Annotated in this window: 23 protein-coding genes; 9 read left to right on the top strand and 14 right to left on the bottom strand. The window is 56.9% G+C overall.

Annotated features, from left to right (window positions below):
• Positions 1–47: 47 nt before the first annotated feature.
• From G7G_RS0108390 to G7G_RS0108325, 13 genes are all read right to left on the bottom strand, one after another.
• Positions 48–824, bottom strand: a complete 777-nt coding sequence (locus tag G7G_RS0108390) for a DNA repair protein (RefSeq protein WP_010440363.1) — start codon at positions 822–824, stop codon at positions 48–50.
• A gap of 148 nt (positions 825–972) precedes the next feature.
• Positions 973–1,422, bottom strand: coding sequence for a paraquat-inducible protein A (locus tag G7G_RS22850; RefSeq protein WP_010440362.1), 450 nt, complete (start codon positions 1,420–1,422; stop codon positions 973–975).
• 88 nt (positions 1,423–1,510) lie between these two features.
• A complete protein-coding gene (locus G7G_RS0108380) occupies positions 1,511–1,909 on the bottom strand; it encodes a hypothetical protein (RefSeq protein ID WP_010440361.1) in 399 nt (132 codons plus the stop codon).
• Between the two features lie 46 nt (positions 1,910–1,955).
• Entirely contained in the window at positions 1,956–2,702 is a 747-nt protein-coding gene (locus tag G7G_RS0108375; protein WP_010440360.1) for an ABC transporter ATP-binding protein, read from the bottom strand.
• Positions 2,699–3,481: an MlaE family ABC transporter permease gene (locus G7G_RS0108370; RefSeq protein ID WP_010440359.1), complete on the bottom strand. Its 783-nt coding sequence runs from the start codon at positions 3,479–3,481 to the stop codon at positions 2,699–2,701. The genes G7G_RS0108375 and G7G_RS0108370 overlap by 4 nt, the downstream gene beginning before the upstream one ends.
• Positions 3,478–4,512 carry an alanine racemase gene (alr, locus tag G7G_RS0108365; protein ID WP_010440358.1) on the bottom strand — a complete coding sequence of 345 codons (1,035 nt, stop codon included), beginning with the start codon at positions 4,510–4,512 and terminating at the stop codon, positions 3,478–3,480. Before alr ends, G7G_RS0108370 begins: the two co-directional genes overlap by 4 nt.
• 48 nt (positions 4,513–4,560) lie before the next feature.
• Positions 4,561–5,499, bottom strand: coding sequence for an isopenicillin N synthase family dioxygenase (locus G7G_RS0108360; protein ID WP_010440357.1), 939 nt, complete (start codon positions 5,497–5,499; stop codon positions 4,561–4,563).
• Positions 5,500–5,665: 166 nt separating this feature from the next.
• Positions 5,666–7,156: a replicative DNA helicase gene (locus G7G_RS0108355; protein ID WP_010440356.1), complete on the bottom strand. Its 1,491-nt coding sequence runs from the start codon at positions 7,154–7,156 to the stop codon at positions 5,666–5,668.
• A gap of 199 nt (positions 7,157–7,355) precedes the next feature.
• Complete coding sequence (locus G7G_RS0108345) at positions 7,356–8,033, bottom strand: orotate phosphoribosyltransferase (RefSeq protein ID WP_010440355.1); 678 nt, start codon at positions 8,031–8,033, stop codon at positions 7,356–7,358.
• Positions 8,034–8,173: 140 nt separating this feature from the next.
• Complete coding sequence (locus G7G_RS0108340; protein WP_010440354.1) at positions 8,174–9,355, bottom strand: ammonium transporter; 1,182 nt, start codon at positions 9,353–9,355, stop codon at positions 8,174–8,176.
• 208 nt (positions 9,356–9,563) lie between these two features.
• Positions 9,564–10,031, bottom strand: coding sequence for a CinA family protein (locus G7G_RS0108335; protein WP_010440353.1), 468 nt, complete (start codon positions 10,029–10,031; stop codon positions 9,564–9,566).
• Complete coding sequence (locus G7G_RS0108330) at positions 10,028–10,525, bottom strand: phosphatidylglycerophosphatase A family protein (protein WP_010440352.1); 498 nt, start codon at positions 10,523–10,525, stop codon at positions 10,028–10,030. Before G7G_RS0108330 ends, G7G_RS0108335 begins: the two co-directional genes overlap by 4 nt.
• A complete protein-coding gene (locus G7G_RS0108325) occupies positions 10,522–11,652 on the bottom strand; it encodes a bifunctional 2-C-methyl-D-erythritol 4-phosphate cytidylyltransferase/2-C-methyl-D-erythritol 2,4-cyclodiphosphate synthase (RefSeq protein ID WP_029621840.1) in 1,131 nt (376 codons plus the stop codon). Before G7G_RS0108325 ends, G7G_RS0108330 begins: the two co-directional genes overlap by 4 nt.
• A gap of 178 nt (positions 11,653–11,830) precedes the next feature.
• On the opposite strand from G7G_RS0108325, the gene dusB reads away from it, so the two are divergent.
• From dusB to G7G_RS0108290, 7 genes are all read left to right on the top strand, one after another.
• On the top strand, positions 11,831–12,814 hold the full coding sequence (dusB, locus tag G7G_RS0108320; RefSeq protein WP_037321038.1) for a tRNA dihydrouridine synthase DusB: 984 nt from the start codon (positions 11,831–11,833) through the stop codon (positions 12,812–12,814).
• Complete coding sequence (locus G7G_RS0108315) at positions 12,811–13,890, top strand: two-component system sensor histidine kinase NtrB (protein WP_010440349.1); 1,080 nt, start codon at positions 12,811–12,813, stop codon at positions 13,888–13,890. The genes dusB and G7G_RS0108315 overlap by 4 nt, the downstream gene beginning before the upstream one ends.
• Positions 13,890–15,257, top strand: coding sequence for a response regulator (locus G7G_RS0108310; RefSeq protein ID WP_010440348.1), 1,368 nt, complete (start codon positions 13,890–13,892; stop codon positions 15,255–15,257). The genes G7G_RS0108315 and G7G_RS0108310 overlap by 1 nt, the downstream gene beginning before the upstream one ends.
• Positions 15,258–15,419: 162 nt before the next feature.
• The gene (locus G7G_RS0108305) at positions 15,420–17,645 is read left to right on the top strand and encodes a sensor histidine kinase NtrY-like (protein ID WP_010440347.1); all 2,226 of its coding nucleotides are present in this window, start codon (positions 15,420–15,422) and stop codon (positions 17,643–17,645) included.
• On the top strand, positions 17,642–19,051 hold the full coding sequence (ntrX, locus tag G7G_RS0108300) for a nitrogen assimilation response regulator NtrX (protein ID WP_010440346.1): 1,410 nt from the start codon (positions 17,642–17,644) through the stop codon (positions 19,049–19,051). The genes G7G_RS0108305 and ntrX overlap by 4 nt, the downstream gene beginning before the upstream one ends.
• A gap of 9 nt (positions 19,052–19,060) precedes the next feature.
• A complete protein-coding gene (locus G7G_RS0108295; protein WP_010440345.1) occupies positions 19,061–19,648 on the top strand; it encodes a helix-turn-helix domain-containing protein in 588 nt (195 codons plus the stop codon).
• 43 nt (positions 19,649–19,691) lie between these two features.
• Positions 19,692–20,885 (top strand): MFS transporter, encoded by a 1,194-nt coding sequence (locus tag G7G_RS0108290; RefSeq protein ID WP_010440344.1) that lies wholly within the window; start codon positions 19,692–19,694, stop codon positions 20,883–20,885.
• Here G7G_RS0108290 and G7G_RS0108285 read toward each other — a convergent pair.
• Entirely contained in the window at positions 20,850–21,329 is a 480-nt protein-coding gene (locus G7G_RS0108285; protein WP_010440343.1) for a hypothetical protein, read from the bottom strand. The two genes, G7G_RS0108290 and G7G_RS0108285, sit on opposite strands and share 36 nt — an antisense overlap.
• A gap of 96 nt (positions 21,330–21,425) precedes the next feature.
• Between G7G_RS0108285 and trkA the strand changes: the two genes are divergently transcribed.
• On the top strand, positions 21,426–22,802 hold the full coding sequence (gene trkA / locus G7G_RS0108280) for a Trk system potassium transporter TrkA (RefSeq protein WP_010440342.1): 1,377 nt from the start codon (positions 21,426–21,428) through the stop codon (positions 22,800–22,802).
• Entirely contained in the window at positions 22,802–24,343 is a 1,542-nt protein-coding gene (locus G7G_RS0108275) for a TrkH family potassium uptake protein (RefSeq protein WP_010440341.1), read from the top strand. The genes trkA and G7G_RS0108275 overlap by 1 nt, the downstream gene beginning before the upstream one ends.
• Positions 24,344–24,451 lie beyond the last annotated feature (108 nt).

Raw genomic sequence — 24,451 nt, 5'->3', positions numbered from 1 at the left:
GTCCTCAGGCCCTGCGGACCATCGTTCGCGACAGGCGCTGATCGCGCCTATTCCGCAGCCCGCGGCGGGGTCATGGCAACCACGCTGGCGGGGGATTTATCGTCGTTAGGCGATTGCAGTTGTACCGAGAGTTCGGGCAGCAGGTCGAACAACTCGTCCCTTAGCCGCGCCAGTTGGGATTTGGCGATGGATTCTTCGATCTCGATATCTCGGGTCCATTGGCGCAGTTCGTGTTGGATAATCTGGGCCTCTTCTATGCGATGCTGAAACTGCTCGATCTCTTCCTGCCTTTGCTGCAGGAAGGTTCGGGCGCGCAAGACCTTTGCCTCGGAATAGGTATCTGCAAGCTCCTGGCTGATCTGGCTCATCTGAGCGGCCAGTTCCAAAACCTGCGGTTCAAGCGATTGCAGATCGGGGTGATCGCGCAGAAAGGCCATACGCTCTTTCACAGCGTCGAATTCAGAAGACAGTGCAAAGGCGCCGCTGCGGTCGGCGGCATGGGCGACCTGATAGGCCTTGGCCACGTCCTGCATGTTCATCGTGAACTTACGATGGGTGTTTTCAAGCGCCATCATGCGCGCGTTTGATGGCAGATAGAAGACCAGCATCAGGATCAGGGCGGTCAATCCGGCCTGAACATATAGACCTGCTTCAATCGTTGCACCGGTGCTGAGACCGGCCTGCAACGAGAGCCAGGGGAGGATGCCAAACGCGGATAAAATGGTGGTGGTCACCGCGAATAATGCTGCGGCGCAGATCAGGAAAAAGGTTAGTCTTAATAATGCATTCTGAAATTGTAATGTTATTGTGTGGAGGGCGGCCATGATCGTCGTTCTCCTTCTTCAACCGGTACAAAAACCGGGCCGAAGCGGAAGGTTAAACAGACGTAAAGTGATCCGCTACGGACCCGAAAACTACAAAATTTACTGCTCGAAATATAAAGATGATACTCAGAAATCTGTTTTCAATCAATTAGGTCTGAGGTTTTCGTGATCCGGATGTCATCTCTGTAATGTGGCCCAAGGCAAGCGAAGCGAGAATGCAGCCGGTGAACAGGTAGAGACCCCAGGCTGTTTCGATGGTCGCGTATGAGATGCCTTTGGCCAACGTGATGTAGAGCGCGATGAGGAAGATATCGGCCATCGCCAATTTGCCCAGGATGTTGAGCGCGGGTTGGACCCGTGGGTCCAACATATCCCATTGGACAAGCGCAGTGCCGATGGTTTTGATGTAGGGCGCGAAGAGGGCGAAGATTGTGACGATCAGCGCGAGGAAGATGTCGGATTTCCACAAGGACTGGAGCCCGGTGATGACGCTTATTTCGCTGAGTCCGAAGATCGGGAGCAGGCCTGCACGCATCAGCGGGGCGAACCACGCGATGGGGTAGAGGATCAGGAGGGATAGAGTGGCGAAGCGGAGCATATGCTTAGATTGGTCAAAGATGTCAGAATTCCAAGCGGAATTTCGGCTTGCTGCCCAACAAACGCAAACAAGATAGCTGAAGAATGAATCATCCAAAAAACTCTGAAGAATACCTAAAAAACATCCGTATAACCGGAATACAAAAAATAACGGTCATAGCTGCATGAACGGAGTAGAGCCGTTTGGTTATTGCGAATATAGCTGCACCAATTGTTGCAACGGCGCTAAGGATGACCGGTGCATTCACTACAACTTCCAGCCATTCTCCTTTTAACATCGGCAACTTAACGCTTTCAGGGAAGCTAGAGATGTTAAAGAGCACAATTATTGAAAGTGTTATCCAAGCGCAGCAAAGAATGGGTGCCCAGATCAAAATCTGACCGACTTCCTTATGACCGGTGGTCTCTTTGATTTTGTGACCAAGTGAGACAGAGATCCATGCGGCTGTAGTTGGCAAAAACAATAGTATTGCAATTAAGATAAGCATCTTTGCAACTTACCTCGACGTCACAATACCCTGTGCAGTGAAGCCTTCATCGAACCGCCTCAATCGGCCCCTCAGCGCTCCCGCTGATAAACTGCTCCACATAGGGATCACCCGAAGCGTCCATCTGGCCGACCGGTCCGGTCCATTGGATCACGCCTCCGTGCAGCATGGCGACGTTGTCGGCAATCGCGCGAACCGAGCTCATGTCGTGGGTGATGGTCATCGCGGTGGCGCCCATCTCGGTGACGATTTCGCGGATCAGGTCGTTGATGACGCCGGACATGATCGGATCCAACCCGGTGGTGGGCTCGTCGAAGAAAATAATCTCGGGTTCGGCGGCGATGGCGCGGGCAAGACCGACGCGTTTTTGCATGCCGCCCGACAGCTCGGCAGGCAGCCGGTCGGCGACGTTGGCTTTCAGGCCGACGCGGCGCAGTTTCTCGATCGCGATCTCGCGCGCCTCGTCCGCAGGGCGTTTCAATGAGCCGCGCAGAAGGCGGAAAGCGACGTTTTGCCAGACGGGCAGGGAGTCAAACAACGCTGCACCCTGAAACAGCATCCCGAAACGCGCCAGAAACGCGTCGCGGTCGCCTTTCTGGGCGTCCTTGCCGTCGACATAGATCATGCCGCTGTCGGGCTTGATCAGGCCGAGGATGCATTTCAACGCCACGGATTTGCCGGTACCCGAACCGCCGATGATGACCATCGAGGTGCCCTGGGGAATATCAAGGTTCATGCCTTGCAAGACGTGATTGTCGTCAAAGGCCTTATGTACGTTCTCCATCCGGATCATAGCGAGAAGAACACCCCTGTGAGTACGAAATTGGCGGCGAGGATCAGGACGGCGGCGGCCTCGACCGATCCTTTGGTGGCGCGGCCCACGCCCTGTGCGCCACGGCCCGAGGACATGCCGTAGTAGCAGCCCATGATGGCGGCGATCACGCCGAAGGCGGCACCTTTGACCAGTGACGAAACAATATCCCGCGCTTCAAGGAAATCGACGGTGTTTTTCAGGTAGGCCGCCGGGTTGAAGCCCAGATTTTGCGTGGCCACGGTGTAGCCGCCTGCGATGCCGATGATATCTCCGACCGCAACCAACGCTGGCACGGTGATCAGTGCGGCCAGAACACGCGGGGCGGTGAGGTATTTCATCGGGTGGGTGGAGAGCGTGACCAATGCATCAATCTGCTCGGTCACTTTCATCGTCGCAATCTCGGCGGCGATCGAAGACGTCACGCGGGCGGCGATCATCAGGCCGACCAGCACCGGTCCAAGCTCTCGCACCATGCCAATGGCGACGATCTGGGGCACCACGGCCTCGGCATTGAAACGCGCGCCACCGGCGTAGATCTGCAGCGCCAGTGCGCCGCCGGTGAAGATGGCGGTCAGGCCGACCACGGGTAGGGACAGCCAGCCGATATTCAGCAGGGCAATGCCGAACTCGCGTGGATAAAACGGAGGTCGGAAAATATGTGAAACCGCGTCGAGTGCGAATAGCGCGACGCGGCCAAACGCCGCCAGCATGTTCAGTATGGCGCGTCCCAGCTCACCCAGCAATGAGATGGGGCTCATTCCACGTAGCCTCGGGAATAGCGGCTGCCGAGTGAGGTAAGTATCTCATAACCGATGGTTCCGGCGGCTTCGGCCAGATCATCGACGGTTTGGTGCCCGTTCAGGATACGCAGGCGTTCAGGAGTGTATGGCAAGTCGGTAACATCCACGGTGATCAAGTCCATCGAGATACGTCCTACCACCGGGCAGGGCTGATCACCAGCGAATGCGTCAATGCCGCCGCCAATGGCACGATGTAGCCCATCGGCATAACCTGCTGCCACGGTTGCGATCTTGGACGGGCGGCGCGCGGTCCAACTGTTTCCGTAGCCTACGGTTTCGCCGACGGAGACATCGCGCACCTGAATGATGGGCAGATCGACGGTCACAACCGGTTTGGCCCCGGCAAAGGGCAGCCCGCCATACAGGCCGATCCCCGGACGACAGAAATCAAAGTGAAATTCGGGTCCCATCAATGTGCCACCGGTGGCTGCAAGCGAACGCGGTGCATCCACACCATCAGTCATTTGTTTGAAAGTCCGCAACTGCTGCCGATTCATCGGATGTTCCGGTTCATCCCCGCAAGCCAGATGAGACATAACCACTAGCGGATTCTGCGCTAGGGCCTCATGGCGCAGTTCTGCCCAATCAGCAGGTTCAAGCCCCAGACGGTTCATTCCACTGTCAAGTTGAATGCCGAAGCGGTGATCGGGCAAGGCCTTGCGATGGCGTTTGAACTGTTCGGGGGAGTTGATCAGAGGTGTCAGAGCATGATTGCGCAACAGATCAGCATCGCCCTCCATATGGCCTGAAAAGACCGCGACAAGTGGGCCGGGGCCGACCGCCTCACGTACGACCGCACCTTCTTCGGCGACAGCGACAAAAAATTTGCGCACCCCTTCTTCGGCCAAAGCCCAAGCGACGGGTTCGGCACCTAATCCGTAGGCGTCGGCCTTTACGACAGCCCCGGTTTCGACGTTGGTTTTTGCGTCGAGCGCACGCCAGTTATGTGTCAGTGCGTGCAGATTAATCGTAAGATGTGCGGTACTCATAAAAGCTGTTCATGCCATTGTGCGGCCGACGTCAAGGGGGGGATTGATCTAATTTTTGCCTGGTTTGTGCGCCTCATAAGCTGCTTCTAGCTCAGAACGCAGGAAATTTCCGAATATCAGGGGGTTGTACCTGGGATGACCAGTGCCAGGTAGAGGTTGAACGATTGTATTCACATGCGGATCAAAGAAGAAGGGAACGCTGTATCGTTCACGTCCTGAGCGATTGATAACGCGGTGAGGTGTTGACATGAGTTGACCGTTGCTCATGCGGTGCAACATGTCGCCCACATTCACCACAAACGCATCCGGCTTTGTCGGAACATCGACCCAGTTTCCCGCTGGTGTCTGAACCTGCAATCCGCCGACCTGATCCTGGGCCAGCAAGGTCAGACATCCGAAATCCGTATGCGGCGCAGAACCGAACAGGTCGTCCGGACTGGCCTTGGGCTGCGGTGGATAGTGCAGAAGGCGCAACCAGATAGTAGGCTCGTCAAAGGCCGATAGGATCGAGAAATCAGTGGCCCCGCACGCCAAAAGTGCAATCCTCATCAGTCGGCGGCCCAATCCGGACATGACCTCGAAATAGGTCTCAAGTGTTTCACGGAACTGCGGCAATTCTGGCCAGCGATTGGGGCCAGAGAGATAGATATTCGGGTCAACGGATGCGTCCTCGCGCATCATCATGAAACTGGCGGATTGATTTGGTTTGGTGACATCAGCGAGGGAGGAGTTCACATCAGTCGACGTATTGATGGCAATATAGCCGCGATGGGTTGTATCGACCGCGATTGCTTGTTTTTCGGCCAATGGCAATGCGTGAAATTGCCAGGAGGCTTCGAAAACAGCTTGAATCAGGGATTGGTCGATACCGTGATCAACAATATATCCAAAGCCGGTTGTTCCGTAGGCAACGCGGAAATCGTCGGCGATTTCCTCGTCAGATCGTTTACCCAGTCGCACGACCGGGACTTCTGTGAATTCTGTCATTTCTCTCTCGCTTTGTTGGGACGGTTTCAGGGGCGAAGCGTGCCCCCGATCTATCCCGCAAAGCGTTTGCGCCGATGTCCGTAGTGGCGTGCGAGTATGACGCGACGTGGCAAAGGTTGAAGAGAATACCGCATGGCAGGATTAGTTCATTGAGATTTGGTAAACGTCAATATCCATCGATCTGACCTTCCTGCTGCCAAGGTTTTATCAGATTTCCGAAGCGGGTGAACTGGGCTTCAAACGAAAGCTCTACCGTGCCGATGGGGCCGTGGCGTTGCTTGCCGACGATGACTTCGGCCTTGCCATGCAGGCGTTCCATGGCCTGCTTCCACTCTTCCATCTTTTCCAACTCGTGATCGCCGGGCTTTTCGCGTTCTTTGTAGTATTCCTCGCGGAATACAAACATGACCACGTCAGCGTCCTGTTCGATCGATCCCGATTCCCGAAGGTCTGACAGTTGTGGGCGCTTGTCGTCTCGGTTTTCCACCTGACGGCTGAGCTGTGACAGGGCAATGACCGGGATGTTCAGTTCCTTGGCGATGGCTTTCATGCCCATCGAAATCTCGGCAATCTCGTTGACCCGGTTATCAGACATGCCTCGGCAAAGCTGCAAATAGTCGATGACCAGCAAATCCAGCCCATGCGTACGCTTTAACCTCCGCGCACGTGCTGCAAGCTGAGAGATCGGGAGGGCGGGGGTGTCGTCAATGAACAGCGGGCAGGCTTCTAGTTCCTTGGCCGCATCCACAAAGCGACGGAACTCGGATTCTGTCATGTCGCCTTGGCGGATCTTGTGCGAAGAAATCTCTGAGGCTTCGGCCAGTACACGTCCCGCGAGTTGCTCGGCGCTCATCTCCAACGAGAAGAACCCGACGACACCGCCGTCAACTGCGCCTTCGCTGCCATCGGGTTTCTGCCCGCGCTTGTAAGCCTTGGCCACGTTGAACGCGACGTTGGTCGCCAATGAGGTTTTACCCATCGACGGACGCCCGGCCAAAATAATCAGGTCGGATGGGTGCAACCCGCCCAATTGCTTGTCGAGATCGGCCAGACCGGTGGAAATCCCCGCCATACCGCCACCGCGCTGGTACGCCTCGTTGGTGACGTTGACGGCTTCTGTGACCGCCTTAAGGAAGGATTGAAATCCTTGTTCGGTCTGGCCCTGCTCGGATAACTGATAGAGCTGTTGTTCGGCCTCGACGATTTGTTCCTTGGGTTCACTGGCCACATCGACCCGCGCTGCCTTGTCCGAAATGTCCCGGCCCAGGCGGATTAATTCGCGTCGGATGGCAAGGTCATAGATCATCTGGGCGTAGTCATGCACCGCAAAGGCACTGATTGAAGCGCCAGCCAGTTTCACCAGATAGGCCGGACCACCCAGTTCTTTCAGACCCTCATCTTCCGCCATGAAAGATTTTAGCGTCACGGGTGAGGCTAACGCGTTCTTGGCGATGCGTGTCGAGGCGACCTCATAAATGCGCGCATGAACCGGATCAAAGAAATGCTCAGCCCCAATAATCGATGCGACGCGATCATACAGATCGTTGTTCGTCAGAATCGCACCCAGAAGCTGCTGCTCGGCCTCGATGGAGTGCGGCATTGTTTCCGGATTCTGAATCTGTGCGGCTGCCTGCTCGATACTGCTGATCTCGTTCATTGCTGCTCTCTATGCCCCTTGGGCATGTTCCATAGCCGAGCCCCGTGAGTCGGGGCAAATTGTATGTTTTTGGGGATAGGCTGTGCATATCTCCAGACCCCATCATATTGAAGGATGATGAGGTTGTTCGTCAACATATTGTGCGATTGGATCGCATTGTGCGATCATTGTTTCCAAGGCGCACACAGATGCCGTTGCGTTAGCTTTTGTGGGTTTCCTGCCATACACGTGGGTCGTTGAGGAAGGCCTCGACCCCGTCCAGCGTCTCATTGTCGAACGCTTTCTGCACCTTAGCCTCTGCCAGCACATCCCACCAGGTGCAAAGGCTGTGCAGCTTTACGCCATGATCGCCCAGTGTCTTCTCGGTTTCAGGGAAAATGCCATAGTAGAAGATTACTGCTGTATGGCCGCAGGTCGCACCCGTCTCACGGATCGCATCGACAAAGGACAGTTTCGAGCCGCCATCGGTGGTCAAATCCTCAACCAGCAGCACACGTTCGCCCTCGGTCATCGCGCCCTCGATACGGGCATTGCGGCCATAGCCTTTGGGTTTCTTGCGCACATAGGTCATCGGTAGCGCCATGCGTTCCGCAACCATGGCGGCAAACGGGATACCCGCAGTTTCACCGCCTGCAATGTTGTCGAATGCCTCGAACCCTGCGTCGCGCATCACTGTGACAGTCAGGAAGTCCATCAGGGTTGAGCGGATGCGCGGGTAGGAGATTAGCTTGCGGCAGTCGATATAGGTCGGGCTGGGCAGGCCGGATGCCAGCGTGAAGGGCTCGCGCGAGTTGAAATGAACCGCCTTGATCTCCAGCAGCATCCGCGCAGTCAGGCGGGCGATTTCGGTGCTGTCGGGGAAAGAACTGGGGATCATGGCGCAAACCTCTGGGCTGGAAGGGTGTCGCTGGCTGATAGCCCGACCTCTGGCCCAGAGTCGAGGGGGCTGACCAAAAGAAAAGCGGACCCCCAAGAGGTCCGCTTTGCCCTTACGGGCGGCAGAGCGCCAAGGTGGGCTTAGCTGCTCATATCGTAGGCGCGTTCCCCATGTACCGAGAGGTCGAGCCCGTTTGTTTCAGTCTCGGCGTCTACGCGAAGCGGGGTGATGAGTGCAACCACCTTGACCAACACAATCGTGACAACTGCCGTAAAGGCACCTACGATGACCAAGCCGCCCAGTTGCGCAGTCCAAGTTCCCAGACCGAAAAGCGCAATCATCAGAGTACCAAAGATACCCCCGACACCGTGAACGGCGAAAACGTCCAGCGTGTCGTCGATGTTCAGCTTGTTACGGATCACATTGACGGCCTCCTGACACAGGATACCTGCGACTGCTCCTATGATCAGAGCCTGAACCGGACCCACAAAACCCGAGGCCGGGGTGATCGACGCCAGACCAGCAATGGTGCCAGTTACAAGGCCGACCATCGAGGCTTTGCCAAAACGGATGCGTTCCCACAACGCCCATGTCAGCGACGCTGTTGCGGCAGACAGATGGGTGACAGTCATGGCCATCGCCGCGCCGCCGTCGGCAGCCAGTTGTGAGCCGCCATTGAAACCGAACCAACCGACCCACAGCATTGCAGCACCCACCATGACATAGCCGGGGTTATGTGGAGGTGTCGTGCGATTGCGTCGCGGTCCGAGGATAACTGCGATGATCAGCGCGGCCAGGCCGGCAGTTTCATGGACGACAATGCCACCCGCAAAGTCGCGCACGCCGATCTCGCCAAGAATGCCTCCATCCGCCAGCATGCCGCCGCCCCAGATCCAATGGACAACGGGCGCATAGCACAGCAACATCCACAGCGCCGAAAAGGTGAGAACAAAGCCAAAGCCAACACGCTCCACATATGCGCCGATGATCAGGGCAGGGGTGATGATGGCAAAGGTCATCTGGAAGGCAAAGAACAGGATCTCGGGTAAGGTTCCCGCAAGGCTATCGGCGTCCACTCCGTTCAGGAAGGCTTTGCCAAGACCGCCCCAGAGGCCGCTTTCACCCGGTCCAAAGGCGATCGAATACCCTGCGACTAGCCAAAGAATGCTCATCAAACAAGCAATCGAGAAGCAGTGCATGAAAACGCTGAGTACATTTCGGGCACGTACAAGCCCACCATAGAACAGGGCAAGACCCGGCAATGTCATGAACAGGACCAGTGCTGTTGCCACAATGATCCACGCTGTATCGGCTCCGTTCATGGGCCGCTCTCCTTTCCCTATTGGGGCGTCGGATAGACAAACCACATCTACCTCCGACACCGCGTGAGTGGTGTGGAGCGGGTTGAAGCCGAGCTGAGGTGGGGAAAAAAGAGGCAGCAATACAAAAAGCCGCCCGTTTAGGCGGCTTTTTTTCAACTGGTGATCAATTTTGCGCCTATCGGGCGTATTTGCCCTAAATTTGGGCAGACTACGAAACGCTGCTCAGCAGCATAAGTAATGCATGATCGCGAGCGGCTTTGCGCACGTTTTCACGCCCCAGAGCACCGAATTCAACAGTCTCGGTGCGGGTCGGTTGGCCATCTGCTGCCAAACCAAAGCAAACACGGCCTTCGGGTTTGTGCTCGGACCCGCCGGGGCCCGCAATGCCGGTGATCGAGACTGCCAGTTGCGCCTGTGAGTTGTGCAGCGCACCTTCGGCCATTTCCTGTGCAACCTCTTCCGAGACGGCACCATGGGCTTCAAGCGTGTCGACGTGTACGCCAAGCATTTCTTGTTTGGCGGTGTTGGTGTAGGTGACAAAGCCGCGCTCGACCACGTCTGAGCTGCCTGGGATGTCAGTCAGTGCGGCGGCGACCATGCCGCCGGTGCAGCTTTCGGCCGTTGCGATCATCACACCCTGCGCCTTGGCGCGGTTCAACAGGTCGATCACGGTCATAGGCCCATCACCCCATGCGCGATGCCAGCAAGGATCACGACGCCGACGGCTGCAAAGATGCCCGCGATCACGTCGTCCAGCATGACACCCATCGGATCACCGCGCCGGTCGGCCCAACCGATAGGGCCGGGTTTGGTGATGTCGAACAGTCGGAACAGCAGGAAGCCTGCGACCCAGCCAGGCCAGAGCGCCGTGATATCGATCCCATGGGCCCATGACGGGTAGGAGATCGCCCAGATTGCGATGAACTGACCTGCGACTTCATCAATGACGATCTCGGACGGGTCGTGATCATCCTGTCCTGCCGTCATCACACGCGTAGCCCAGAGGCCGCCGAAGAATGCTGCCAACGTCGCGATGACCAGTAGGGGAAAGCCGCCCAGTGTGTGCAGAACCCATGCCAGTGGCAATGCGGCCAGTGATCCCCAGGTTCCGGGGGCAGGGCGCAGATAGCCGACGCCGCCGACGGTTCCGATCAAGCGCGCCGCGATCATGACTTCACCAGACAGGCAGTCGCAAGCGACGCAATCCCCTCGCTGCGACCGGTAAAGCCCAGCCGCTCGGATGTGGTGGCCTTGATCGAGACCTGGTCGGTCCGCAGGCCCATGATCTGCGCCATCTCGGCACGCATCGCGTCGGCATGAGGGCCGATCTTGGGATATTCGCAGACCAGCGTGCAATCGACATTCGAGATCGCATAACCCATCTGCCCGGCAAGCTCGACGGCGTGGCGCAGGAAAATCTCACTGGCCGCACCCTTCCACTGCGGGTCGGAGGGTGGGAAGTGTTGCCCGATATCGCCTTTCGCCAGTGCACCATAGATCGCGTCGGTCACCGCATGCATTCCCACATCGGCGTCCGAGTGACCTTGAAGTCCGCGTGTGTGCGGCACTTTCACACCGCACAGGATCACGTGATCTCCGCCTCCAAATCGGTGCACGTCGTAGCCGTTGCCCAGCCTTACATCCATGTTCATACCCATTATGCGTTCCGCCCGTTCGAAATCTTCGGGCCGGGTTATTTTCAGGTTATCCGCGTCGCCTGGAATGATCGTCACATCAATCCCGGCAGCACGTGCAACTTCGACGTCATCTGCCGCGCCTCCGGGATGGTAGGCGTGGGCGGCTGTGATCGCGCCATAGTGAAACCCCTGCGGCGTCTGCGCGGCGTAAAGAGCAGACCGATCCTGTGTTCCTGTCACCACCGATCCATCTGCGGTCCAGAGTGCGTCAGTGACGGCCAAACCCGGAGCCGCTGCAGGATGTGCATCGAGCGCAGCCAGCACATCCCGGATTACCCTCGCGCTGACACAGGGACGAGCGACATCGTGGATCAAGACCTTTTCGACGCTGTGTGCTTCCAACGCCTGCAAGCCGCTATGCACAGATCCGGCCCGGTCGCTGCCACCTGGTGCAAGAATCAGGTCTGTTGCAGAGAATTCTTCCCAGGCAGATGTATCGTCTTCCGCCAGAACAAGAACGATATGATCGACGAGCCCTTTGAAGCGATCAATGGTCCAATCTGCCACGCGCTGCCCACCCAAAGCGCGCCACTGTTTAGGCACTCCGCCTCCGGCGCGCTGGCCGCGCCCGGCGGCGACGATGATGGCGGCTGTGGTCATCTGCGGGTTCTCCTGATTGGGCATTGTTTAGGGGGCTGTGAATGCAGAGGCAATCACCCACGTCAATCTGCCTAAAAATTAAGCAACTGATGATTTAGCGGGCTTGAATGCCGTCGATTTGTTGTTCATATGCTGCAATTTCGATATTAAAAGCGCAACTGCTCAAGGATTAAGCACATTGACCCTGCGTCTTGCTGAGAAGGACCTGACCCCGCCGGTGCTGCTGGCTCCTATGGCCGGAATCACCGACCGGCCTTTTCGGGATCTTGTGATGCGCTTCGGTGCAGGCATGGTGGTCAGCGAAATGGTTGCCAGCCAAGAGATGGTGCAGGCCAAACCAGGCGTCCGTGAACGGGCAGAACTGTCGGCGGATGTTGAGAACACGGCGGTGCAATTGGCCGGTCGCGAGGCGCACTGGATGGCCGAGGCTGCCCGGCAGGTCGTCGACCGGGGCGCCCGAGTGATCGACATCAACATGGGATGTCCAGCAAAGAAGGTGACCAACGGCTATTCCGGTTCAGCCCTGCTGAAGACGCCGGATCACGCGTTGACGCTGATAGAGGCCGTGGTGGATGCCGTGGACGTACCGGTCACGTTGAAGACGCGCCTGGGGTGGGATGACAAATTGCTGAACGCGCCGGATGTGGCGCGACGGGCGCAGGATGCTGGCATCCGGATGGTCACCATCCATGGGCGTACGCGCTGTCAGTTCTACAAAGGTCGGGCAGATTGGCAGGCGATCCGGGCGGTGAAAGAGGCGGTCTCGATCCCGGTCGTCGCAAATGGGGATATTATTGATACGGAGGCCGCGCAAACCGCGCTGGTGCAGTCTGGTGCGGATGGCGTGATGGTGGGCCGGGGCGCGCAGGGTAAGCCATGGCTGCTGGCGCAGATCTGTCACGATCTATATGGAGCTGCAGCTCCGGACATTCCGGTGGGAGCCGACCTGATCGAGATGGTGCGCGCCCACTATCAGGCGATGCTCTCATTCTACGGTACTGAGCTGGGCTTGCGCGTCGCACGCAAGCATTTGGGATGGTACATGGATGAGGCCCGGACGCCTGCCACCTTACGGCGCGCAGTACTGACATCACGCGATCCGGATGAAGTTCTGCAGCTACTGGGCGATGCTTTGAACAGCTCGGCAGAGGTGGCGGCATGACCTCGGATCAGAGCATCTGGACCTCGCTGCCGGTTCCGGCCTTTATCATCGATCCTGACGACCGCATATCGGATGTCAATTCTTCGGGTGAGGGGTTCCTGAACGCTTCGCGCAAAGCTGTAATCGGGCATCCAGTCTGGGATCAGATCGCAGTCGATGCGCCCTTGGAAGAGGCTTTCATACGCGCCCGTCAGCAGAGCACGCCCCTGTTCGTGAACGATGTGGATGTGGGCTCGGGTAATCGCGCGCCGCTGCAATGTGCCCTGCAGATCGCGCCATTAATGGGGCATCCCGGATCCATGATTATGATCATCTCACCACGTGAATTGTCTGGGCGGATGACCCGAGGCAATACCGTGAAGTCGGCGGCGCAATCGGCCATTGGCATGGCCGAGATGCTGGCGCATGAAATCAAGAACCCTCTGGCCGGGATCACCGGTGCGGCACAGTTGCTCAGCATGAATATCTCACAGCAAGACCTTGAATTGACAGATCTTATTGTCGAGGAAAGTCGTCGTATTGTGAAGCTACTGGAGCAGGTGGAACAGTTCGGAAACTTGTCTCAGCCTGATTTCAAGCCAGTCAACATACACGACGTTTTGGACCGCGCGCGCAGATCGGCGCTGCTGGGGTTTGGCGCTCATATGACCATTGTTGAGGATTACGATCCATCTTTGCCACTGGCATACGGAGATCCGGACCAGTTTTTGCAGGTGATTTTGAATCTGCTCAAGAACGCCTCTGAGGCTGCTGATGGCAGTGGCATAATCCGGCTTCGCACCTATTTCGAACATTCGTTCCGGCTGCGTCGCAGTGATGGTTCCGGTCACTCGCTGCCTTTGCAAATCGAGATCATCGATGACGGTCCCGGATTGCCGGAGAAAATTCAGGGCGAGATTTTCGATCCGTTTGTTTCGGGTAAAGAAAACGGAACCGGCCTGGGGCTGGCGCTGGTTAGCAAGATCATATCCGACCACGACGGATGGATATCAGCGGAATCGGCGCCCGGGCGCACGGTATTCCGTCTGTCTCTGCGGCGCGCACCGCAGGGCACAAACGACAAGGAGAGCATCTGATGGATGGCACAGTTCTGGTTGCCGATGACGACCGTACGATTCGCACGGTTCTAACACAGGCCCTCACGCGGGCGGGGTGCAAGGTGCATGCCACATCTTCGCTGACCACGCTCATGCGCTGGGTGGCCGAAGGCAAGGGCGACGTGGTGATATCGGATGTAGTGATGCCGGATGGAAACGGGCTCGAGATGTTGCCAAAGATCGCACAGGATCGTCCTGGATTGCCGGTCATCGTGATCTCGGCCCAGAACACCATCATGACGGCCATTCAGGCTGCCGAGGCGGATGCCTATGACTATCTGCCCAAGCCCTTCGATTTGCCTGATCTGATGAAGCGGACCGCACGGGCGCTTGATCAGAAACAGCATGCTCAGGCTGAGCCTGTCGAAGCCAGCGAAGATCGTCCAGACGAGTTGCCGCTTGTTGGGCGCACCCCAGTTATGCAAGCGCTCTATCGTCTCGTGGCGCGGGTGATGAACACCGATCTGTCAGTGATGATATCGGGTGAAAGTGGTACAGGTAAATCATTGATTGCGCGCGCTATTCACGATTTTTCAGACCGTCGAACTCTGCCGTTTGTCACCGCGACTGCCGCTGATCTAAGTGATCTGGAAGGTCCGGCACGAGTCATGGCGCGCGTGCGGGGCGGCACGCTGTTGATCGATGAGATCGCCGATATCGATGACGAGATACAGGCCCGGATCGTGCGCATGATGGACACTCCGGGCGATCATGTGCCGCGTTTCATGGCCACCAGCCAATCTGACCTGACTGACGCCATGGAGAGTGGCCGCGTGCGGCAGGACCTTTATTATCGTCTCTGCGGTGCGACGGTACATGTTCCTGCTCTGCGAGAACGCGTTGATGATATCACGTTGCTCACCGACCATTTCCTTGCGAGGGAAGAGCGCGAAAGCGGGACGAAACGCCGCCTCAGCCCTGAAGCTGTGGAACTTGTGCGCCGATATTCCTGGCCTGGGAATGTCCGGCAGCTGGAAAATGCCATCCGTCGTCTCAGCCTGACAAGCCGTGCAGAAGAAATCTCGCGCACCGAAGTTGAGATGGTTTTGGGCAGTCAGCCTGAGGCTGAGCCGGTTCTGGGGGATGGCGAGCGTGAAAAACTGTCTGCTTCGGTGGGGCGTCACCTGCGGCGTTACTTCGATTTGCACGGGAATATCCTACCACCGCCCGGGCTCTATCAGCGTATTTTGCGTGAAGTCGAAGCGCCTCTGATCGAAATTGCGCTGGATGCGACCGGTGGAAATCAAGCAAAATGTGCTGATCTTCTGGGGATTAACCGAAATACGTTGCGGAAAAAGATTACCGACCTCGATATTCAGGTGACACGCCGCCGCAAACTGATGTAATATCGCCACACAAACCGTGGCATTCGGGTTCGACCCCGGGAACGACCACGACATATGGCGGTAAGCCGTGCAAGCGGCACATCAGAATGAGGGCAGACGGTGGCAACCCGGGCACAGAACGGGCCGATCCTATCGATCAACCGGTGGCGCAAGTCCCGGAGGATGCGCAATTTCAGTACCTTGGGTCTGGTCGTGTTGGGCCCCATTCTGACGCTGGCAACTTATCTGGTCATTGGTCCCTTTGATCTAGGTGCGGCTGCGCCGACGCTTAGGCTGATTCTGCTGGCCGATCTGGTTTATGTGCTGGTCGTCGCAGCGTTGGTGCTGGGGCAGTTGTTCAGTTTGATCGCTGCCCGACGTGCGAAATCAGCGGGTTCACGGCTTCACCTGCGCTTGATCGGCGCGTTTACGCTGCTGGCTCTGGTGCCGACAGTTACGGTTGCAATTTTTGCAGGGCTCACGGTGAATATCGGCCTTGAAGGCTGGTTCTCGGATCGGGTTCGGCAGGTTGTTGGGTCATCTCTTACGGCCGCCGAAGCCTACGAACAAGAGCACCGCGAAGGGCTGACGCAGGACGCGATCGTTCTGGCGCGATTTCTCGATAACGCGCGATCACTAGATTACTACATCTCAGATGCCGAATTGCGTGAGGTTCTGGCGCAGGGGCAGTCCCAGATTCAACGCGGTTTGCGTGAGGCCTATGTGATTGATGGCAGTGCTGAAATTCGGTCGCGTGGTGATCGATCCTACCTGTTCGACTACGAGGCACCGACGCCCGAAGAGATGATTGAGGCCAATGATCAGGGTGTGGCGATTATTGCAGATTGGGAGAACAGCGAGTTCCGCGCGCTTGTACCATTGCAGGCCTATCTGGACCGATATTTATATGTCAGCCGCGAGGTTGACGGACAGCTTTTGACGCTACTGGATGAGACCAAAGAGACTGCACAGTTTTACAGTCAGCTCGAAAGTGAGCGTGGTCGGGTACTGTTCGAGTTCGGTCTTCTGTATCTGGGCTTCGCGGTGATCCTGATTTTGGCGGCTATGTCACTCGGCATGTGGTTTGCCGAGCGCCTTTCACGTCCCGTAGGGCGATTGACAACGGCTGCGCAACGGGTCGGTGCAGGTGATCTAAGCGTTCAGGTCATCGAGGAGGCCAGCGATGATGAAATCGCGATGCTGGGCCGATACTTCAATCAGATGACTCGCCAGTTGAAGGGGCAGCGCGATACCTTGCTGGAGAATACACGCCAGATCGAACGCCGCCGAAGGTTGTTCGACTCGGTGCTCAGTTCGGTGACGTCGGGGGTAGTGGGCGTTGATTCCGAAGGGTGCGTAACCTTTGTGAACCGGTCCGCAGAGCGCCTGTTGGGTTGGTCGGGCGGTGAGCATCATCTTGCGATAGGCATAGCCGTGCCCGAATTCCTGCCATTGTTCGAGACGCTCAAGGACAGCGGGCAAGAGGCTGTTCAGGGCGAAGTGAAAGTGACTCGAAAGGGTCAGTTAGAGAACTTGCTGGTACGCATGGCGACGCGTCGTGGTGAAGATGGCGGCTTGGAAGGCTACGTTGTGGCCTTTGACGATGTGACCGATTTGGTCAGTGCACAGCGTATGGCGGCTTGGGGCGATGTGGCCCGTCGCATTGCGCATGAGATCAAGAATCCTCTGACCCCGATCCAGCTGAGCGCCGAGCGGATCAAACGCAAGTTTTCGCGCAAGCTGGATGAAGAGGACTGCAGCAGCCTTGAATCGATGACAGATGTGATCGTGCGTCAGACCAATGATCTGCGACGGATCGTCGATGAGTTCTCGAAGTTCGCGCGGATGCCCGAACCGGAGCGGCGCGAAGAAAACATTGTGACGCTGGTGCGTGAGGCGGTGTTGTTGCAGCAGGCGGGCCAACCCGATGTTCAGATCGACGCGGATCTGCCCGAACAGCCTATTCTGGCGGATGTGGATTCGACCATGTTGAGCCAGGCCTTGACGAACCTGATCAAGAACGCGGGCGAGGCTATTGAAACGCTGAAAGAAAAAGGCGCCCCGGACAATCTTGAACCTCAGATTAAGGTGGCGGTCAGCAATGACGATGCGGGAACGCAGATCACCATTGCCGATAACGGCATCGGCCTGCCAGAAGATCGGGCGCGGCTGTTTGAACCTTATGTAACCACGCGTGACGAAGGCACGGGCTTGGGCCTGCCTATCGTCAAAAAGATAATCGAAGAACATGGCGGAGCGCTGACATTAGAAGATGCGCCCACATTTGACGGACAGGACCATTACGGCGCGATGGCTGTCATTCGTCTTCCCGGGGCCTCAGGCGGCCCGACAGATGCGCCGGAAAAACAGGCGATTAAAACAAACAAACTGAAAGCAGGCCAAAGATGAGCGACATTCTGATCGTAGATGACGAACGCGATATTCGCGAATTGGTGTCCGATATTCTAGAGGACGAAGGCTATTCCACACGGCTGGCGGCAAACTCGGATGAGTGCATGTCGTCGATCAATGCCGAACCTCCCGGACTGTTGATCCTGGATATCTGGCTGAAAGACAGTCGTATGGATGGGATTGACATCCTGAAGGCGGTGAAACGCGACAACCCGGATGTGCCGGTGGTGATCATTTCCGGGCACGGCAATATCGAGATTGCGGTCGCGGCGATCAAACAGGGGGCATACGATTTTATCGAAAAGCCTTTTAATATTGATCAGTTGATGGTGGTTATCCGCCGCGCGATGGAAACTTCGCGCCTGCGCCGCGAGAATGCTTCGTTGAAACGGCAGGAAGTCAGCTGTTCCGATATGATCGGCAAATCGGCTTCGTTCCGGGCGATGCAGGGGCAGTTGGATAAGGTGACCAAGTCCAATGGTCGGGTCATGCTCAGCGGTCCGGCGGGCTCGGGCAAAGAGATCGCAGCACGTTATATCCACGCCCATTCCAATCGCGCCAATGCACCATTCGTCACGGTAAACTGCGCCGGGATCGAGCCTGAGAGGGTCGAAGAGGTTCTGTTCGGCCGTGAATCATCTGAGCGTGGTGTCGAGTCAGGCCTGCTGGAAGAGGCCCATGGCGGGGTTGTCTATTTCGACGAAGTCGCTGATATGCCGCTGGGGACGCAGTCCAAAATCTTGCGTGTGCTGGTCGATCAGCAGTTCCAGCGCGTCGGCGGGTCAGACAAAGTGAGGGTTGATCTGCGCGTCATCTCTTCGACCAACCGCGATCTGGAACAGGAAATTGCAGCAGAGCGGTTCCGCGAAGAACTGTATCATCGTCTGAACGTTGTACCGATCGCAGTTCCATCTCTGGAAGAGCGCCGCGAAGACATACCGGTATTGGCGCAGCATTTTATCGAGATGTGCAACGACACGCAGGGCCTGCCAGTGCGTGAACTTTCCGATGAGGCCGTCGCGCTGCTTCAAACGATGACATGGCCGGGCAATGTGCGTCAGCTCAAGAACCTGATCGAACGGGTGCTGATCCTTGGGGATAGTACCGGCCCGATTGAGGCACGCGAACTGCCCAATGAAGAAGAGAAGGCAGATGAAACCGGACGGGTGGTCCTGTCCGGTGCTCTGGCAACGCTGCCGCTTCGCGAGGCCCGCGAAGCCTTCGAACGTGAGTATCTGCTGACGCAGATCAATCGGTTTGGTGGTAATATCAGCCGCACTGCCAGCTTCGTGGGCATGGAGCGCAGCGCCTTGCACCGCAAGCTCAAGTCCTTGGGGGTCGTGACCTCGAACAAGTCAGGTGCGCGAGTGGCGCAGATTGATGAGCCCGAACCCGCAGAGTGATTTGCTTCAATGACCGTAGATTGCTCGAAGACCACAGCCGTTTCCATTGGTTTTCCAGCCTTTGGAAAGCGGCTGAAACGGCTGCGCCGCGTGGTTGGCCTGAAGCAATCTGCCCTTGCTGATCTGATCGAGGTTGATCAGGCCACGATTTCTCGGTGGGAAAATGGTGGCCAAACCCCTTCGGCCCATGTTCAACAGGTTGTTTTTGCGGCGCTTGGTCCGGCAAAGGCACAAGATTCCGCGCTTAAACGTCTGGTGGTAAACTCGTCCGAGTGCCTACACCTTGTAGAAGAAGCCACACACACTTGCCTTGCCTATTCGGCCAGTCGTGCACGAGATTGGAAAACCTCTCAGCACGCGTTGCTGGGTGTATCACTCTGGCAATTTGCGACGGATGAGATCCGACAGGCCGAGGCGGAACTGCAACTCGATGGTTGGTGGGATTTGCACTCGCCTGCGCCCAAGGCCTTTTTGACCTCGGAAGCCGTGCATGACCAAATCAGAATCAGCGCCGGACGGATCGTTTGGGAGCGATTGTATCTTTCGGATGGCACCCCGGTTCGTCTGGTGAGCGGTCGGCGAGAGGGTGCCGCATAATTTATGCGTTCCGCTGGTGTGTAGGTCGCGATAGACCGAGTTCATGAGCGACTCTTTCCGCACATTTCTGCAAGTAATGCTGATTTGGTTCGCAGGCCTCGGGGCTGCGACCCAGTTTGCCAAGATCGCCGTTCCGTTTGCTGACATTGGATTGCTTTATCCCGATCATGCGGCGGTGATTGGCTGGCTGCTATCGATTATCAGCCTGATGGGAGCAGCGCTGGGTGCGATGTCGGGTGCGATTGCGGCGCAGATCGGGCCAAACCGTCTGCTTTTGTCGGGTTTGGTTCTTGGGGGTGCATTGTCATTAATTCAAGCAAGTCTGCCGGGATTCCAATTGATGTTGCTCAGCCGGGTGGTCGAAGGGCTATCCCATCTTGCTATTGTTGTCGCGGCACCGACCTTGATTGCACAGATCACAACTGGTCGCGCTAGGTACAACTCTATGGTGCTATGGAGTACGTTTTTTGGCGTAGCCTTTGCGTTGAATGCCTGGTTCGGGGTGCCAATTGTCGACCGCTATGGATTGCCGGTGTATTTTGCCCTGCATGGCGGATTGATGTTGGTGATTGCCGCGCTGATAGCGTTCAGCAAATTGAAGATCGACATAGCTCAGCCAGCCGGTATGAGGTGGAGTTTATCTTCTTTGCTTGGTGTGCACCTAAGGACCTATCGCTCGCCATTCATCTCGGCTCCGGCGATCGGATGGTTCTTCTACACGCTCACTTTCGTCTCACTTCTGGCAATTCTGCCGGGGCGCTTACCCGAAGGGCAGGGTGCATCGATCGCAGCATTGATGCCGTTGGCCGGGATCGTGTTGTCATGGTTGATGGTACCGCTGCTTTTGACCGTGCTGTCCTGCGTCAGTGTCGTGAATCTGGGATTCGCCATGGGGATTCTGACGATCATTTCGCTGTTTCTGGGGGCGCCGCTTGCCTTCGGATGCATCGCATTGTTTGCGGTTCTTGGGCTTGTTCAGGGCGGTAGTTTCGCTGCTGTGCCCGAGTTGAACGACACAGCCGAGACCCAGGCGTTAAGCTACGGCGCAATGGCGCAGATGGGGAATGCTGGAAATCTGCTAGGGACGCCAGTTTTACTGGCAGTTCTTTTGGGCGCAAAAGAGGTCGGTATGTTTTTGGCCGTGGCTGCATTCTATGGCATCGCCATATTTGCTCATCTCGCACTGGCCAAGCGTCGCAAATCAGCCGGCCTGTCCTGGGGTGATGATTTGAAATGACCCGTCTTCAAACTTCACGAAACACGACTCAGTGCTCAGTGGTGGAAGAGTTGTGGTACGTGCGGGTGCAACCCGCGATTTGACACCTTGTTTGCAAGGCGGCAGGCTGACCGGGCGGTACCCTTTCTGTGCCATACACTGTGCCTCGACCTTGTTTCTTAGCCCCTGATTCACGTCAACGGTATAGATCCGTCCGGGTTCCCACCATCCAGGGTTGCGATAGCAACGCCCACGGCCATCACAATAGGTGCGCCCGGGCCAGTATACCGGTGGGCTCTGACGGACCTGATTGGCGACAGGGGCGTCTTTAAGAGCTTTCACCTGACAGTTCGTGGTTTCGGTCTGCATGCGGGCAACGCTTTCGCCCTCTCGGTAATACAGCGAAAGCGGACCACAGGCAGATAGTGTCAGCAAGCAAATCAGAACGGGCAGAATTGTTTTCATACAGTTACTTTGGCTCAGCTTGTCATCCATGACAATTCAATTGACCGCTTTGGGGGCATCTGTCATTCAAAGATTTCAGGCAGAAAGGCCAAGAGTATGAAGGTCATCATATGCGGTGCCGGCCAAGTGGGCTGGCAGATTGCGCGTCACCTTTCGGGCGAACTGAACGATGTAACGGTGGTCGACAACAACCCTGATCTGGTGCGTCGCGCGACTGAGACGCTGGACGTGCAGGGGATCGCTGGATTCGCCAGTTATCCGGATGTACTGGACCGGGCAGGGGCCCGCGACGCTGATATGATCATTGCTGCGACCCATTCGGACGAGGTGAACATGGTCACCTGCCAGATGGCGCACTCGGTTTTTTCGATCCAGCGCAAGATCGCGCGTCTGAGGTCTAAATCCTATCTCGAAGCGATCCACTCCGATCTTTATCGCCGCGATCATCTTCCCATCGACGTGGTAATCAGCCCTGAACGCGAGGTCGCTGCCGCTGCAATGCGCCGTCTGTCGGCTCCGTCGGCTTTCGATACCGAGATTTTCATGGACGGTAAGGCGCAGCTGTTGGGTATTCGGGTTGAAGAAGACTGTCCAATCGTCAACACGCCTCTGCGCCAGCTGACTGATTTGTTCTCGACGCTCAGTTCAATCGTTGTTGGTGTTCGTCGTGAAGGGACGTTGTTCGCGCCTGAATCCGAGGATCAGCTGTTTGTTGGCGACGAATGCTATGTCTTTACCAGCGTCAAGGATGTGGACCGCACGATGGAGGTGTTCGGCAAAGCCCAACGTCAGCAAGATCGAGTCGTCATCGTGGGTGGCGGAAATGTCGGGTTGGAAGTTGCGCGCACGCTGGAAGAACGTGAAAGCCGCGTCCGCGCCAAGATCATCGAGCGCGACCGTCGATGCGCTGAAATCGCTGCCGAGGGGCTGGAGCGCACCATTGTATTGAATGGCGACGGTCTGGATTCGTCTTTGCTGAGCGAGGCAGGTATTGAACGCGCCGATGCGATGCTGGCAGTCACAGACGACGATCGCACCAACATGTTGGCTGCGGTGCGTGCCAAGGGCGAGGGCTGCCCGCTGGCCATCGCTTTGATCAATGACCCCAGTATGGTCGCCCTGATGGGGCCGCTGGGAATCGACGCTTATATCAATCCGCGTGCGACAACAGTAAGTTCGATCCTGCGCCACATCCGTCACGGTCGGGTGCGTCAGGTTTATTCTATTGGCGACGCCGAAGCCGAAGTTATTGAGGCCGAAGTCCTGTCGACTTCTCCGATGGCGGGGCAAAAGCTGCGTGATATTGATTTCCCCGAGGGCGTATTGGTCGGTGCCGTCCGCAAAGGCGACGAGGTGCTGCGCCCAACTGGAAGCCTCCGCATTGACGAGAAGGATGTCGTAGCAATCTTTGCTATGGCCAAAGACGTGCCCGAGGTTGAACGTCTGATGCAGGTCTCGATCGATTTCTTCTGATGTTGCAGGCACGTGGACAGCAACGGATCGGAGTATTGCGGCGACTACCGCTGTTGCTGATGATCTGGGGAATTGTCGCGCTGTCGATGTGGATTCCCGCTGCCTACGCGCTGGCACTGGATGATCACGATACCTCACGATCTTTCTTTTATTCCGGGCTGTTAGGTGTGTTCGCTGTCTTGATCATTGCGCTTGCGATGTCGAACCGAAAACCCCGGCGCGGGACGCTTGGCCAATTGGCGGTTCTACTTGCCGCGTTCACCTTGTTGCCGATCTTTCTGGCCATACCGTTTCATGATGCACTGGGAACAACCAGTTTTCTAAATGCTTATTTTGATATGGTCAGTGCGCTGACAACAACCGGCGCTGACCTGTTCCCGGATCCCCAGCGTCTGTCTGCACCGCTGCATTTGTGGCGCGCTTTGGTTGGATGGATGGGGGGGCTGTTGATGTGGATTTCTGCAGCGGCCATCCTCGCGCCTTTGTCGTTGGGTGGATTTGAGGTAACCGCAAAAGGGCAACCTGGTCGACCGGTCTCGGGCGTTGCCCAAAGCGAAAAGACCGATCCAAGAGGCCATCTGATCCGCGTGTCGCGCGCTTTGGCTCCGATTTATGCCGGATTGACAGCGGTGATCTGGGTTCTTTTGCTGATCGCAGGCGAACAAGGCTTAACCGCAGTGTGTCACGCAATGTCGGTGATGGCGACCTCGGGTATTTCGCCTGTGGGCGGGCTGGAAGGATCAACAGCAGGTATAACCGGCGAAGCTATCATGTTCCTGTTCCTTTTCTTCGCGTTGTCGCGGCTGACCTTTTCGACCGATACAGCGACCTCGGGCTATTCGCGGCTGGACAAAGACCCTGAGTTTCGGATCGGTATCTTTATCGTGCTGGCGGTTGCGGTATTGTTGTTTATCCGAGTTCTGGCGGGAACGGCCGAGCTTGGTATTCAGATCGAGATTGTGCAGGCGTTGCACGTGGCCTGGGGAATGGTGTTCACTGGAATGTCTTTCCTGACAACAGCCGGATTTGAAAGCGCGAATTGGAACGATGCGCAGCAACTATCGGGCCTCGGGACACCTGGTTTGATCCTGATGGGTTTGGCGTTGATTGGCGGCGGTGTTGCAACAACCGCAGGAGGGGTCAAACTGCTGCGCGTTTTTGCACTTTATCTGAATGGTAAGCGCGAAATTGACCGACTGATCTATCCGTCTTCTGTCAGCGGCGAAGGCGGAGGCAACCGACGTATCCAAAGCGACGGGGCCTTCATCGCCTGGATCTTCCTGATGATGTTTGCTTTGACGTTGGCTCTGTTCGATTTGCTGCTGGCCGCCATGGGGGTCGGGTTTGAGCAGGCGATGGTGCTGAGCGTTGCGGCGCTGAGCACAACTGGGCCGCTGATTGAATTGGCAACTGATGTCCCCATTCGACTTATAGATCTGTCAGGTGCAGCCAAACTGACAGTTTGCGCCGCAATGGTTATTGGCCGTTTGGAAACCCTGGCGATCGTCGCACTGATTACACCAACCCTGTGGCGCGATTGACCCTACGGCAGGCGTCTGCTGTTACTGCATGATTTTTCATCTGGAATATCTGCGCGCACCACTCCATACTCCGCCGGAGGGAGCGCGTTGGTCCGCAGCGCGTAGCAA

Source organism: Ruegeria conchae (genome assembly GCF_000192475.1).
In the GTDB taxonomy this organism is placed as follows: Bacteria; Pseudomonadota; Alphaproteobacteria; order Rhodobacterales; family Rhodobacteraceae; genus Ruegeria; species Ruegeria conchae.
The sequence above is the reverse complement of the archived record's forward strand: the minus strand, read 5'-3'. Positions and strand labels throughout refer to the sequence as shown.

Coding starts and splice junctions, on each gene's coding strand:
- G7G_RS0108390 (WP_010440363.1), bottom strand. CDS start 824: ATGGCCGCCCTCCACACAATAACATTACAATTTCAGAATGCATTATTA.
- G7G_RS22850 (WP_010440362.1), bottom strand. CDS start 1,422: ATGCTCCGCTTCGCCACTCTATCCCTCCTGATCCTCTACCCCATCGCG.
- G7G_RS0108380 (WP_010440361.1), bottom strand. CDS start 1,909: ATGCTTATCTTAATTGCAATACTATTGTTTTTGCCAACTACAGCCGCA.
- G7G_RS0108375 (WP_010440360.1), bottom strand. CDS start 2,702: ATGATCCGGATGGAGAACGTACATAAGGCCTTTGACGACAATCACGTC.
- G7G_RS0108370 (WP_010440359.1), bottom strand. CDS start 3,481: ATGAGCCCCATCTCATTGCTGGGTGAGCTGGGACGCGCCATACTGAAC.
- alr (WP_010440358.1), bottom strand. CDS start 4,512: ATGAGTACCGCACATCTTACGATTAATCTGCACGCACTGACACATAAC.
- G7G_RS0108360 (WP_010440357.1), bottom strand. CDS start 5,499: ATGACAGAATTCACAGAAGTCCCGGTCGTGCGACTGGGTAAACGATCT.
- G7G_RS0108355 (WP_010440356.1), bottom strand. CDS start 7,156: ATGAACGAGATCAGCAGTATCGAGCAGGCAGCCGCACAGATTCAGAAT.
- G7G_RS0108345 (WP_010440355.1), bottom strand. CDS start 8,033: ATGATCCCCAGTTCTTTCCCCGACAGCACCGAAATCGCCCGCCTGACT.
- G7G_RS0108340 (WP_010440354.1), bottom strand. CDS start 9,355: ATGAACGGAGCCGATACAGCGTGGATCATTGTGGCAACAGCACTGGTC.
- G7G_RS0108335 (WP_010440353.1), bottom strand. CDS start 10,031: ATGACCGTGATCGACCTGTTGAACCGCGCCAAGGCGCAGGGTGTGATG.
- G7G_RS0108330 (WP_010440352.1), bottom strand. CDS start 10,525: ATGATCGCGGCGCGCTTGATCGGAACCGTCGGCGGCGTCGGCTATCTG.
- G7G_RS0108325 (WP_029621840.1), bottom strand. CDS start 11,652: ATGACCACAGCCGCCATCATCGTCGCCGCCGGGCGCGGCCAGCGCGCC.
- G7G_RS0108315 (WP_010440349.1), top strand. CDS start 12,811: ATGACCTCGGATCAGAGCATCTGGACCTCGCTGCCGGTTCCGGCCTTT.
- G7G_RS0108310 (WP_010440348.1), top strand. CDS start 13,890: ATGGATGGCACAGTTCTGGTTGCCGATGACGACCGTACGATTCGCACG.
- G7G_RS0108305 (WP_010440347.1), top strand. CDS start 15,420: ATGCGCAATTTCAGTACCTTGGGTCTGGTCGTGTTGGGCCCCATTCTG.
- ntrX (WP_010440346.1), top strand. CDS start 17,642: ATGAGCGACATTCTGATCGTAGATGACGAACGCGATATTCGCGAATTG.
- G7G_RS0108295 (WP_010440345.1), top strand. CDS start 19,061: ATGACCGTAGATTGCTCGAAGACCACAGCCGTTTCCATTGGTTTTCCA.
- G7G_RS0108290 (WP_010440344.1), top strand. CDS start 19,692: ATGAGCGACTCTTTCCGCACATTTCTGCAAGTAATGCTGATTTGGTTC.
- G7G_RS0108285 (WP_010440343.1), bottom strand. CDS start 21,329: ATGAAAACAATTCTGCCCGTTCTGATTTGCTTGCTGACACTATCTGCC.
- trkA (WP_010440342.1), top strand. CDS start 21,426: ATGAAGGTCATCATATGCGGTGCCGGCCAAGTGGGCTGGCAGATTGCG.
- G7G_RS0108275 (WP_010440341.1), top strand. CDS start 22,802: ATGTTGCAGGCACGTGGACAGCAACGGATCGGAGTATTGCGGCGACTA.